This is a genomic window from Pseudomonas sp. A6 (genome assembly GCF_052367875.1).
In the GTDB taxonomy this organism is placed as follows: domain Bacteria; phylum Pseudomonadota; class Gammaproteobacteria; order Pseudomonadales; family Pseudomonadaceae; genus Pseudomonas; species Pseudomonas citronellolis.
In genome coordinates this window covers 111,348-123,773 of sequence record NZ_CP198970.1, presented here as the reverse complement: position 1 = coordinate 123,773, position 12,426 = coordinate 111,348, and the positions used below count along the sequence as shown (strand labels likewise).

At 63.7% G+C, this 12,426-nt stretch carries 12 protein-coding genes; 2 read left to right on the top strand and 10 right to left on the bottom strand.

What is annotated here, in order from left to right; all coding sequences use genetic code 11:
* Positions 1–14 precede the first annotated feature (14 nt).
* Genes ACTWJ5_RS00545 through ACTWJ5_RS00535 form a run of 3 tightly spaced genes read right to left on the bottom strand, consistent with a single transcriptional unit; the run spans position 15 to position 2,678 of the window.
* Positions 15–1,262, bottom strand: a complete 1,248-nt coding sequence (locus ACTWJ5_RS00545; protein WP_444437266.1) for an efflux RND transporter periplasmic adaptor subunit — start codon at positions 1,260–1,262, stop codon at positions 15–17.
* A 25-nt stretch (positions 1,263–1,287) separates the two neighbouring features.
* Complete coding sequence (locus tag ACTWJ5_RS00540) at positions 1,288–1,458, bottom strand: hypothetical protein (protein ID WP_159458814.1); 171 nt, start codon at positions 1,456–1,458, stop codon at positions 1,288–1,290.
* Positions 1,458–2,678, bottom strand: coding sequence for a TolC family protein (locus ACTWJ5_RS00535; protein ID WP_371857801.1), 1,221 nt, complete (start codon positions 2,676–2,678; stop codon positions 1,458–1,460). Before ACTWJ5_RS00535 ends, ACTWJ5_RS00540 begins: the two co-directional genes overlap by 1 nt.
* A 486-nt stretch (positions 2,679–3,164) precedes the next feature.
* Here ACTWJ5_RS00535 and ACTWJ5_RS00530 point away from each other — a divergent pair, with 486 nt between their 5' ends.
* Together ACTWJ5_RS00530 and ACTWJ5_RS00525 are read left to right on the top strand one after the other, a co-directional pair.
* Positions 3,165–3,839 (top strand): heavy metal response regulator transcription factor, encoded by a 675-nt coding sequence (locus ACTWJ5_RS00530; protein ID WP_043270052.1) that lies wholly within the window; start codon positions 3,165–3,167, stop codon positions 3,837–3,839.
* Positions 3,836–5,221 (top strand): heavy metal sensor histidine kinase, encoded by a 1,386-nt coding sequence (locus tag ACTWJ5_RS00525; protein WP_444437265.1) that lies wholly within the window; start codon positions 3,836–3,838, stop codon positions 5,219–5,221. Before ACTWJ5_RS00530 ends, ACTWJ5_RS00525 begins: the two co-directional genes overlap by 4 nt.
* Here the strand turns inward: ACTWJ5_RS00525 and ACTWJ5_RS00520 are convergent, their stop codons facing one another.
* The 7 genes from ACTWJ5_RS00520 to ACTWJ5_RS00490 all read right to left on the bottom strand — a co-directional run bounded on the left by ACTWJ5_RS00520 (position 5,222) and on the right by ACTWJ5_RS00490 (position 12,320).
* Positions 5,222–5,545, bottom strand: coding sequence for a co-regulatory protein PtrA N-terminal domain-containing protein (locus ACTWJ5_RS00520; protein WP_009614585.1), 324 nt, complete (start codon positions 5,543–5,545; stop codon positions 5,222–5,224).
* A gap of 637 nt (positions 5,546–6,182) precedes the next feature.
* A complete protein-coding gene (locus ACTWJ5_RS00515; protein ID WP_256513656.1) occupies positions 6,183–7,451 on the bottom strand; it encodes a malic enzyme-like NAD(P)-binding protein in 1,269 nt (422 codons plus the stop codon).
* 133 nt (positions 7,452–7,584) lie between these two features.
* Complete coding sequence (locus ACTWJ5_RS00510; protein ID WP_256513655.1) at positions 7,585–7,914, bottom strand: hypothetical protein; 330 nt, start codon at positions 7,912–7,914, stop codon at positions 7,585–7,587.
* Positions 7,915–7,940: 26 nt separating this feature from the next.
* Complete coding sequence (locus ACTWJ5_RS00505) at positions 7,941–9,305, bottom strand: dihydroorotase (protein WP_444437264.1); 1,365 nt, start codon at positions 9,303–9,305, stop codon at positions 7,941–7,943.
* Positions 9,302–10,558: a Zn-dependent hydrolase gene (locus ACTWJ5_RS00500; RefSeq protein WP_256513653.1), complete on the bottom strand. Its 1,257-nt coding sequence runs from the start codon at positions 10,556–10,558 to the stop codon at positions 9,302–9,304. The genes ACTWJ5_RS00505 and ACTWJ5_RS00500 overlap by 4 nt, the downstream gene beginning before the upstream one ends.
* Positions 10,555–11,490 carry a dihydroorotate dehydrogenase gene (locus tag ACTWJ5_RS00495; RefSeq protein ID WP_256513652.1) on the bottom strand — a complete coding sequence of 312 codons (936 nt, stop codon included), beginning with the start codon at positions 11,488–11,490 and terminating at the stop codon, positions 10,555–10,557. Before ACTWJ5_RS00495 ends, ACTWJ5_RS00500 begins: the two co-directional genes overlap by 4 nt.
* A complete protein-coding gene (locus ACTWJ5_RS00490) occupies positions 11,490–12,320 on the bottom strand; it encodes a dihydroorotate dehydrogenase electron transfer subunit (RefSeq protein WP_256513651.1) in 831 nt (276 codons plus the stop codon). The genes ACTWJ5_RS00495 and ACTWJ5_RS00490 overlap by 1 nt, the downstream gene beginning before the upstream one ends.
* Positions 12,321–12,426 lie beyond the last annotated feature (106 nt).

Genomic DNA, 12,426 nt, shown 5'->3' with positions numbered 1-12,426 from the left:
GGTTGCTCTCGCGGTCAGTGGGCGTGCTCGGCGCTGGCCTTGCCCAGCTCCGACTTGAGGACGAAGCTGCCGGCGGCGGCGACCTGCTCGCCGGCGGCCAGGCCCTGCAGCACCTCCACCCGGCCCTGGCCGCGCGCGCCCAGGCGCACCGGCTGGGCGACGAAGGCGCCGTCGCGGCGGACGAACACCACGTCCTGCTCCTCCACGCGCTGGATGGCCGCCTCCGCCACGCTGACCGCCGCCGCGCGCGGCGCGCCGGCCAGCGTCACCTGTACCGGCAGGCCCGGCCGCCAGGCGCCGCCGGGGTTCTCCACCACCACCCGGGCGCTGGCCATGCGCGACTGCTCGCCCAGCAGGTTGCCGACCTGGGCGACGCGGCCCTCGGCGCTCATGCCCAGGTCCGTGGCCTCGACCTGCGCCGCCTTGCCCAGCTGCACCCAGGCCAGGTCGCGCGGCGCCACGGCGAAGGTGGCCCAGACCCGCGACAGGTCGGAAAGGGTGAAGGCGGCGGTGTTCTCGTCCACCACCTCGCCGCGCACCAGGTGCTTCTCCACCACCACGCCGTCGAAGGGCGCGCGCAGCTCGTAGCGATCGCCGCCGCCGGCGCCCAGGGCGCCGAGCTTCTGCCGGGCGTTGGCCAGGGCGATCTCAGCCTCCTGCCGGGCCTGGCGCGCCTGCAGGTAGTCCTGCTCGGCGGAGACCTTCTCCTGCCACAGCTGGCGCTCGCGCTCGTAGGTCACCCGCGCCAGTTCGAGGCGCCGCTGCGCCGCCGCCAGTTCGCTGCGCAGGTCGGACAGCTGCGGGCTGGCGATCACCGCCAGCAGCTCGCCGCGCTTCACCGCCTGGCCCAGTTCGGCCGCCACCTGCTGCACCACCCCGGGCACGCGCGGCACCAGGTGCGCGGTGCGGTCGGCGTCGAAGGCGATCTCGCCGGGCAGGCTCAGGCGCGCGGACAACTCGGTCGGCGCGGCGTGCTCCAGCTCCACGCCGGCGACGCGCAACTGCTCGTCGCTCAGGCGCAGGCCGGCGTCTTCCTCGCCGTGTTCTTCGCTATCGGCGTGGTGCTCGTCGTCGCCATGGCCAGCGGCCTCGCCATGGGCCTTGGCGGCGCTTTCGCCGTGGTGTTCGCCATCCTGGTGCGCGGCCGCCTCGCCATGCCCTTCCGGCGCCTGCGCGGCCCCGCCCGGCAACAGCGTGGCGGCGCCGCCCAGCGCCAGCAGGAACAGCACGGCGGCGGCGATCTTCATTTCTCTCGACTTCATGGACTCTCCCGGATGGCCCCGCGCCTCAGGCGCCGATCAGGCTCGACAGCGCGCCCAGGGCGCGGAACAGGTCATGGATGCACCAGTGCCCGGCGGCGGAGCCGTAGGCCTGGTAGGGAAGGTGGCCGCTGGCGGCCAGCAACGCCGCCAGCAGCAGGGCCGACGACAGCCGGGCGCGCAGGGAGCGCCCGGCCATCAGCGCAGCGCCAGGTCGCCGAAGATGCGCTCGGTGCGAGCGCGCGCCTCGGCGAGGCGGGCCAGCGCCTGCAGGTACTGGTCGCGCGCGGCGAGCAGGGTGCGCTGGGCGTCAAGCACCTCGAGGAAGCCGAACTTGCCCATCTCGAAACCGCGGGTGGCGGCGTCCAGGGCCTGGCGCGCGGCCGGCAGCAGGCTGTCGCGCAGGGTCCGCGCCTCATGCTGCGCGGTGCTCCACAGGTCCAGCGCCTGCTGCGTCTCGCGGCGCAGGCGCAGCTCAGTGGCGTTGCTCAGGTCGCGGGCCTGGTCCGCCCTGCGCGCCTCGGCCAGCAGGCGGCCCTGGTTGCGGTCGAACAGCGGCAGCGGCATGGACAGCCCGACCAGGTTCACCCGCTCGCGGGCCTCGTGGTCGTACTGGCTGCCCAGGGTGACGTCGAGGTCGGGCACGCGCTCGGCCCGCGCCAGCTGCACGGCGGCCTCGCGCTGGTCGACCTGGAGCAGCGCCAGGCGCAGCTCCGCGGTCTGCTCCAGGCGCCGCAGCAACCGCGCGGCCTGGGGCGGCGCCGGCAGCTCGGCGTTGCCGGCCACTTCGGCGAAGCCCGGCTCGGCCTCGCCCATGAGCCCGGCCAGGGCGCGGTAGGCCTGGTCACGGTCGATGCGCGCGCGCTGCAGTTCCAGCTCCACCTCGGTCAGCTGCACCTGTGCCCGCGTCGCCTCCAGCGGCGCCGACTTGCCGGCGCGCACCCGTGCCTCGGCGGCGCGCAGGGCCCGCCGGGCCAGGGTTGCCGACTCCTCGCCCAGGCGCAGGCGTTCCTGGGCCTGCAAGGCGGCCTGGAAGGCCTCCAGCACCTCGGCGCGCAGCGTGTTGCGGCGCACTTCCAGCTCCATTTCGGCGATCGCCTCGCCGCGTTCGGCCACGGCCACCCGCGCGCCGCGCTTGCCGCCCAGTTCCAAGGGCTGGGTCAGGGCGAGGGTGGTGGTGGAACGGTCGCGGCGGGTGTCCTCGGTCTCCCAGGACAGGCTCGGGTTCGGCAGCAGCGCCGCCTGGCGCCGCTCGCCCGCGGCGATGCCCTGGCCGCGGGCGACGGCGGCCAGCTCGGGGTTGGCCTCCAGCGCGGTGCGCAGGGCCTCGTCGAAGCCCAGGGCGCGGGCCTCGGCCGGCACGCCCGGTAGGCCGAGCAGAAGCAGGAACAGCGACAACGATGCCGGCCACGGACACAGGCCCGCAGCCGGCCAGCGGAACAGGCCACGAAAGTAGGACACGGCACACCTCAGGAAACGGCCCGGGACGGCGATTTCGCCCCATGGACAGGCGGAAACTTCCAGGGAAGTTCCACCAACTGCCGCAACGTTAATTTCCTGCATTTATCGGCAAGGTGACCCGTCAATTACAAATATGTCATTCAACCGAAGTTCATATTTTCCTGCGTTAGCATCGGCTTTATCCGGCTATCCAGGGCACTCTGAACCAGGCCCTGAAAACCACTGGCCAGGCCAGCCTTATCAATGATTTGGAATAACTAATGCGCCGCAATGGCAATATCCGGAAACACCCTTTGGAAGCCAGTGGCATTGACCCTGAAGCGACTACAGCCCTTAGCCTCGCCGGCCAGTTAAATATCGGAAAGTTCCCTGCCTACATATCCGGAATTCACACGCCCGATAAGTACAGAATTTTCAGACTTCATAAGTAAGGTCATTCCCCATATGCGAATCCTAGTTGTAGAGGACGAAGCCAAGACCGCCGACTACCTGCACCAGGGCCTGAGCGAAAGCGGCTTCGTGGTGGACCGCGCCGACAACGGCGTGGACGGCCTGCACCTGGCCCGCCAGGGCACCTACGACCTGGTCATCCTCGACGTGAACATGCCGCAGATGGATGGCTGGGAAGTGCTGCAGCAACTGCGCCGCGAGAGCGACACGCGGGTCATGCTGCTCACCGCCCGCGGCCGCCTGGCCGAGCGCGTGCGCGGCCTGGAGCTGGGCGCCGACGACTACCTGGTGAAACCCTTCGAGTTCCCCGAGCTGCTCGCCCGGGTGCGCACCCTGCTGCGCCGCAGCGAGCGGGTGAGCGCGCCGCCGGTGCTGCGCATCGCCGGCCTGGAGCTGGACCCGGCGCGCCACCGCGCCTACCGCGACGGCCGGCGCATCGACCTGACCACCAAGGAATTCGCCCTGCTGCACCTGTTGATGAGCCGCAGCGGCGAGGTGCTGACGCGCACCCAGATCATCTCCCTGGTGTGGGACATGAACTTCGACTGCGACACCAACGTGGTGGAAGTCACCATCCGCCGCCTGCGGCTGAAGGTCGACGACCCCTTCGACAGCAAGCTGATCCACACCCTGCGCGGCGTCGGCTACGTGCTGGAGGCGCGCGAATGAAGCCGGCCAGCCTGTCCACCCGCCTGGCCCTGGGCATCGGCCTGCTCTGCGCCGGCCTGGTGGTGGTGTTCGCCCTGCTCGCCTACACGGCCCTCGACCACGAGTTGCAGAGCCGCGCGCGCAACGAGCTGGCCGACAAGCTCGGCCAGGTTCGCCACGCCCTGGATGCCGGCCTGGACGACCGCGCCCTGGCGCGCGGGCCGCACGAACTGCTGGACGTGGTGGCCGGCCACGACAACCTGGAGCTGACGCTGCTGGCCCCGGACGAGGGCCAGGCGCCGCTGCTCGACACCGGCAAGCCGCAGCGGCTGGCCACCCTGGACAGCCTGCAACCGGGCAGCGAAGCGCAGTACCACGCCTGGACCGACGACGCCGGCCGGCGCCTGCTCAGCATCGGCAGCCGGGTGCCGATGGCCAACGGCGCCAGCGTGCGTGCCCTGCTGACCCTCGAACGCGGCAACGACGATGCGCTGCTCGGCGCCTTCCGCCAGTCGGTGCTGGCCGGCGTGCCCTTCCTTCTGCTGCTGGTGGGCCTGGGCGCCTGGTACGCGGTGCACCGCGGGCTGTCGCCGCTACAGCGCTTCCGCAAGGTGGCCACGCGCATTTCCACCGAGGACCTCAGCCACCGCATCCCGGTGGAGAAGCTGCCGCTGGAACTGGGCGAGGCGGCCCAGGCGCTGAACGTCATGCTGCATCGCCTGGACCAGGGCGTGCAGCAGCTGACGCAGTTCTCCGACGACCTCGCCCACGAGCTGCGCTCGCCCATCGGCAACCTGCTGGGCAAGGCGCAGGTCACCCTGTCCCGCGAGCGGCCGCTGGAGGAATACCAGGCGGTGCTGGCCTCGGGCGTCGAGGAGCTGGAGCGGCTGTCGCGCATCGTCAGCGACATGCTGTTCCTGGCCCAGGTCAACCAGGCGCAGGTGCCTTTCGAGCGCCTCTCGCTGGGAGCCGAGGCCTGCCGCGTGGCGGAGCTGTTCCTGTATGCCGCCGAGGAGAAGGGGGTGGACATCGAGCTGTCCGGCGATGCCTGGGTCCACGGCAACCGCCTGATGGTGCAGCGGGCGATCTCCAACCTGCTGTCCAACGCCATCCGCCACGCGCCGGCCGGCAGCCAGGTCGACATCGACATCAAGGGCGGCGCGGAGGGCGTGGCGCTCTGCGTCGGCAACCCCGGCACCGGCATCGAGCCGCAGCACCTGCCGCACCTGTTCGAGCGCTTCTACCGCGCCGATGGCGGCCGCTCGCGCCAGGAGGGCGGCACCGGCCTGGGCCTGGCCATCGTCCGCTCGATCATGAGCCTGCACAACGGCAGCGTCGCGGTGGACAGCGCGGCGGAAGGCCCGACGCGCTTCCACCTGCGCTTTCCCAACGCGGATGCCTGATCACTTGCCGCGGTTGCAGCTGACGCGCTCGGCGCGGTATTCCAGGCGCTGCTCGGCGCCGTCGGAGTCCAGGTAGCGCATGCGCACCGGCACCACGCCGCAGCCCCGGGCCGGCGTCACTTCCAGCACCTGGGCGATGTCCAGGCGCATGCCGTACTCGTAGCGGCGGAAGTCGTCGGCCTGCGCCGGCGGGTTCGCGGCGGCCATGGCCGCCAGGCGGTTCTGCTCCATGCGCGCGAAGGTACGGTCGCCCCCGCTCTCGGCCAGGGCCAGGGACGAAACGCCGAGCAGACCGGCGAGCAGAAGAGGGCGGAACAGGTTCATGGCAGTCACCTCATCGGTGGTGGTGGAAACTGCCTTCACCTTAAGCACCGGGGCCTAACGGGAGCCTGAGGCGTGCATGACGATTCGGTTATCCGTTGGTGGTGGCGAGGGGGTGGGGAATTCGGAGTCAGCCTGATACGCCTATCTACCCCCCGTCATTCCCGCGAACGCGGGAACCCAGTTGCCTTGGCTTGGGTGTTTCTGCGTCGCACCGAGTTTGCCCGACCGTCTTGTTTCGCCCCCTCGGGCGAGTCCCTTTTGTCAAACGGTGGAAGGCCACCCCCGCAAAAAGGAACCAAAAAGGCTTGCCCCAACATACGGGCCCGATAAAGCCGGGCTACCCTCACGAATTCCCCCGCCACGGAGGCCCGCCCCGAGGGTACGTCCCTGTAGCCCGCGGGGCTCTCGCGACATCCATGTCGCATGACCTCCTGAGCGCGGGTTTCGCTCGGCCTTCTGAAGGGGCGTTCCGGAGTGCGCGGATGTTTCTCTGGAAATCCTGCTCTTCGTAGGAGCAAGCTTGCTCGCGAACCCCGCAGTCACTGGATTCCCGCGTTCACGGGAATGACGAAGATAGCGAGGAGCATCAGAATAACTCCGAATTCACCGCCCACTCCGAAAGGTCGATCGAGCCAGCTTACCTGCCGTCAAACACCTGAGAGATAGAGGAGAGCGGATAGTGAATTGGGTACGGTAAGGTCGCCACACCCGACTCGATAGCAGATCTCGCCACCGCATCAGACACGACCGTGATCAAGCGCGGATCGAGCGGTTTAGGAATGATGTATTCACGGCCGAATTCCAAGGCTTGGACGTTGTAGGCATCGCACACCTCCTCCGGCACCGGCAGCTTGGCCAGGTCTTTCAGGGCGATGGCGGCGGCGATCTTCATTTCTTCGTTGATGCGCTTGGCGCGAACGTCCAAGGCACCACGGAAGATGAACGGGAAGCCCAGTACGTTGTTCACCTGATTCGGGTAGTCGGATCGACCAGTGGCCATGATCACATCGCTGCGAGTGGCGTGAGCCAGTTCTGGCGAAATTTCCGGGTCCGGGTTCGAGCAGGCGAACACGATCGGGTTGGCAGCCATCGACTTGAGGCCTTCCGGGCTCAGCAGGTTCGGGCCGGACAGGCCTACGAACACGTCCGCACCGTCGAGGGCGTCAGCCAGGGTGCGCTTGTCGGTGGCGTGGGCGAACTGCGCCTTGTACTGGTTCAGGTCGTCGCGATCAGCATTAATGACCCCGCCGCGATCAACCATGAGGATGTTATTAGCCCCCGCGCCCATGCTGATAAGCAGTTTCATGCAGGAGATGGCGGCAGCGCCGGCACCCAGGCAGACGATCTTGGCGTCTTCCAGCTTCTTGCCGGCGATTTCCAGGGCATTGATCATTCCAGCCGCGGTAACGATGGCGGTGCCGTGCTGGTCATCGTGGAAGACCGGGATGTCGCACTGTTCGATCAGGCTGCGCTCGATTTCGAAGCACTCAGGTGCCTTGATGTCTTCGAGGTTGATGCCACCGAAGGTGATCGAGATACGGCGAACGGTGTCGATGAACGCTTGCGGGCTTTCCGATTCGACTTCGATGTCGAATACGTCGATACCGGCGAAACGCTTGAACAGAACACCCTTGCCTTCCATGACCGGCTTGGAAGCCAGTGGGCCGAGATCACCCAGACCAAGGATGGCGGTGCCATCGGAAATCACTGCAACCAGGTTGCCTTTGCCGGTGTATTTGTAGGCCAGCTCAGCATCACGGGCGATTTCACGCACTGGCTCTGCGACACCCGGGCTGTAGGCCAGGGCGAGGTCACGGGCAGTGGCGGTAGACTTCGAAAGCTCTACGCTGAGTTTCCCTGGACGTGGGTGGGCATGGTATTCAAGAGCGTCATTTTTGAGACTCATTGCAGCATCCTAGAAGAGTCTGGCCTCGAGCATTCGGCTACCCAGACTGGTTTATTTTTATCAGGAGTTGCCGCGCAAGGATGCTACGGATGTACGTGGCACCCGAGTCGTCCTTGCGCGGCAAACGAGGCGCTTAGAAGATTCGGTCACTTTTGGCGTAGTGTTCGACCACGTCGATCAACGCTTGGTGGACAACCGCGTGGTCATGGGTGGCCAAGGCCATATCCAGTTTGTTCATGTACTCCAGCAACTGGCGGTGATTTCGCCTGGCGAAGTCCACTTCCAGAGCCTGGTCCTCATAAATGAGCACGTAGCTGCGGCAAAACTTGGCGATCAAGAACGCTGCACATGATTGGAACGGCTCATCTTGGATGATGGTTTCGCAATGAGCGTTGGCTTGCTTAAACGAGTCGGTACCTGGGAGAGCTGCAGCGAATCGTTGCACCATTTCTGAAAAGTTCATGCTTACCTAAACCTCTTGTTGCTGCACTAAGCACAGTCAGCGCGGGAGTGGGTGAAAGAAAGCCGCTGACCACGTATCGAACCATCTACAACCGTGCCATCCCACACGCGCTCACCATTCACAAATGTGGCGACGATGCTCGAAGAAAACACGGTGCCGCCGAATGGCGTCCAGCCGCATTTTGAAAGCACTTCGTCGTCTGACACTTCGTGAGGGCTCCGTGGATCAACAAGCACCAGATCAGCAGCGTAGCCTTCACGGAGGTACCCTCGGTCATTGACTTGGAACAGCTCCGCCGGCGCATGACTGACCACCTCAACCAAACGTTCGAGAGTCAGTTCCCCCTGGAATACTCGCTCCAAGGCCGTCTGGAGTGCGTATTGAACGAGTGGAATGCCTGAGGGCGCCTGGCTGTAGTTCCCACGCTTCTCCTCGAGCAGGTGTGGCGCGTGATCTGTTGCCAAAACGTCGAGGCGACCTTCCGCCAGCGCTTTTACGATGGCGTCTCGATCACTGGCAGACTTGATGGCCGGGTTGCACTTGATCAAGAAGCCCAATCGGTCGTAATCGTGCTCAGTGAAGTGCAGGAAATGCACGCAGGTCTCAGCGGTAATGTGCTTACCTGCGATTGGTCCTGGTTCAAACAGCTCCAGTTCTTCCGCGGTGGAAATGTGCAGTACATGGAGCCGCGTGCCGTGCTTTCGCGCCAACTCAATGGCCAGGCGAGTGGACTTGATGCAGGCCTCGCGTGAACGAATCAGCGGGTGCTCTCGGGCCGGAATGTCATCGCCGAAGCGAGCTTTGGCTTTCTCCAACTCCGCATTGATCATCGGCGTATCTTCACAGTGCGTGATAATTGGCACGGGAGAGACACGGAAAATCTCGTTCAACACTTCTGGGTCGTCGACCAGCATATTTCCGGTCGAGGCTCCCATGAATACCTTCAGACCAGGCGTGCTAGTCGGATCAATCTCACGTATTGCTTCCAGGTTGTCGTTGCTTGCGCCCATGTAGAAGGCGTAGTTGACGACGCTGGACTCGGCAGCAATAGCGTATTTCAGTTCTAGGGTTGCACGATCAAGCGCGGCTGGCTTGGTGTTCGGCATTTCCATGAAGCTAGTGATACCGCCCGCCGCGCATGCGCGCGACTCGCTGGCGATGTCAGCCTTATGGGTCAGTCCAGGCTCTCTGAAATGCACTTGATCATCGATCATTCCCGGCAGCAGCCACAGGCCGGTAGCATCAATCAAACCTTCTCCTGGGAGCTGTTCGAGAGATTCGCCGATACAATCGATGCGGCCATTTCGTACTCGAAGATCCCCGACCCAATTGCGTCCTTCGTTGACCAGGGTTGCGTCACGGATCAGCCAAGAGTTATCTCGCGCAGTCATGGTGTCAGCTCCAATGTTGAGAGATACAGCACTTCTGTCGCCACCAGGAAGTCGTCCAGAGCCATCGCTTCGTGAGGATTGTGTGACCCATGCTGGTTGCGGATGAAGATCATTGCGCTGGGGATACCGACGTTCGCAAAAACCGCTGCGTCATGGCCCGCACCGCTAGGCGTGAGAACCCCTTTCCAACCTTGATTACGGGCTTTTCGAACGAAAACATCCGCCCAAAGGGCATGCATGGCCGCAGGGGCTGTATCGATCCGCTTGTCGAACTCGAATCGAACCTGGCGAGACTGTTCGATTGCCTTGGCCTCGGCCAACGCTGCTGCATGAAATGCTTCAAGCGTTTCGTGATGCAGACTGCGCATTTCAAGACTGAAGCTGACCTCGCCAGGGATACGCGAGACAGCGTGATGAGCGGCATTGGTACCGAGGGTACCGACGGTAACCACCAGGTCTCGATCAGCCGAGATGTATTCGCTCCACAGTTCATCGATTCGCGCAACGAGCTCACTCACGGCAAACACGGCGTCGTGGCGGTCTTCACGAGCGACAGCACCTGAGTGACCGTCTTCCCCCAGGCAGCGGACCTGGTTATGACGGAAATTCCCACGAATCCCTGGAACGACCCCCAGAGCTTGCCCCATCCGCTCCAACGATTCTGCCTGCTCAATGTGGACTTCCAGGTAACCGGCAAACTGGGAGCGATCGATAAGCCACTCTTGGCGCCGGATTGCTTCGATATCCGCGCCCAAGGCCTTCATGGCTTCACCAAGCGTGCGCTTGCTGAAACGGTTGGTAAGGCGAAGGTCTTGATCGGTCAGCCCACCAAGCAATGCTCGCGATCCGATGTACGACTTGCCGTACCAAGCGCTTTCTTCGCCGCGCAACCCGATAACGCGAATGGGTCGGACCGTCTCCACCTTTTCTTGATCCAGTCGGCACAGGCAAAGAAGCCCTGCCACGACGCCGGCAAGCCCATCGTAATTGCCGCCCTGAGGAACGGAGTCAAGATGCGAGCCATACCACAGCGCAGCCTGGCCATTGTCGCTTTTGCGTTTGAAAATCACGTTCCCGGCGCGGTCCGAGACCACATCAAGACCCTGCGTCAAAGCGAAGTCGGTCAGGTAAGCGATGGTGTCATTTTCGCCCGGACCGTAACTCTCCCGGGTGATGCCTTCTTGAGGATCGCGAGACAGCGATGCGACATCGTTGAACAGCTTTTCGGCCTGCTCACGCCATTGCGCAGTCATGGCAGCGCTCCGAATGGTTCTGCAGGCGAGTCGTCGAGAGCCCCGATCAGAGAGCTGATCAAAGAAATACCTTTACGCTGACAGAAGGCTTCCAACTCACCCACCATCGTGTTCATGGTCTTAGGGTGAAGGAAGGTTGCGGTACCCACCTGTACAGCCGAGGCACCGGCATACATGAACTCCAGGGCATCATCAGCAGTGGAGATACCACCACAGCCTATGATTGGAATTTCGAGAGCCTGGGCGCATTGGTAGGTCAGGCGAACCATCAGCGGCCGAATAGCCGCACCCGAAATACCCCCCATGAAATTACCGAGCCTTGCACGACCACACTCGATGTCGATGGAAAGCCCAAGCAGGGTATTGCCAACGACAACCGCATCAGCGCCGGATTCTTGTGCAGCCAGTGCAATCGACACAACTTCACCCGCGTTAGGGGTCAGCTTGACCCATAGCGGAAGGGACGTGGCCTGGCGCATCAGTGCGACGACATTGCGCGTACTTTCAGCCCGCATGCCAAACGACTGGCCGTGAGCTTCGAGGTTAGGGCAGGAAATGTTTGCCTCAATACCAGCCACACCCGGGACATCGCTCAACCGGGCTGCAAGATCGGCAAACCCTTGCGCCGTTGGGGCCGAGATGCTCACGATCAGCGGCGAATCGAAATCCCTGTAAAACGGAACGACTTTGTCGATGAACAGATCCGCGCCCTTACTCGGAATACCGATCGCATTCATCATCCCATCTGCCAGCTCGCATACGCGCGGCATCGGGTTTCCGCTCCGTTTTTCCGAAGTAATCGTCTTGGTTACCAAAGCACCGAGTTGGTTGAAATCCAGCAGATGGGTCAGCTCTTCCGCGAAAGTGCCCGACGCTGGCATGACGGGGTTTTTCAGGCGCAATCCGCCGACTTGTACGCTGAGATCAATCATCACACCACCTCCGCCAAGTCAAACACCGGGCCTTCAAGACATACCCGTTTGCCCACTTTGAGCCCGTCTACCTCGAACACTTCGACGCAGCACTGGCACATGCCCAAACCGCACACCATTTGCTGCTCAAGCGCTACTTGGCCAACCAGACCCAGCTCGGCGCTAAGCTTTTTAAGCAGTCGAGTCAGCCGCTTCGAGCCGCAGGTGAAGAGCGCATTGGTCTTTTCACGAGTGATGATTTGCCTCAACAACTGTTCAAGTTGGTCTGGCGAGCTGCTGCCGTCTTCGTCCAGAACCACCTGCACGTCGGCACCGAGCGAGGCGAAACGCTCACGCGAGAGCAAGCTTTTCTCACTGCGGGCACTCAAGACCGCCGTCAGTCGAATCCCCAACTGATGCGCGGCTTCAGCCAGGGGCGCGAGCGTGGCCAAACCAACACCCCTAGCCACGATGATCATGTGGTCCCAGGAGGAGTCCAGATCGAACCCCTTACCCAGCGGACCCAGAATCTCCAACGTCTGAGATTCGCGAAGCGTTTCCAAACCGAAGGTGCCCTTGCCGGTCACCTTGTACAAGAACTCGACCTGACCATTGCCAGGATCAGCCTTGTAGGTACTCATGGGCCGACGGAAGTACGGCTTGTTCTCTCCTTCGCTTGGGCACAGCAGGTTGAAGAACTGCCCCGGCAGCGACTTGCATGCAGCACCGCCGGCTTGAAGCACTAGGCGCTTGTACTCATCGTTGACCCATTCGTTGGAGATGACGACCGCCAATGTGTCGTTAGGGGGAGTGATGGCAGTAGCCTGGCAGCAACCGGAAATCACGTTCATTGGGGTGGCCTCGCACCTGTCTAATTTTTTATACGTATCGATCAATAGAAATTGCCGCCCCGACATGGAGGCGGCGGGCAAAGCGTGTTTTAGGGTTTACGAGGGT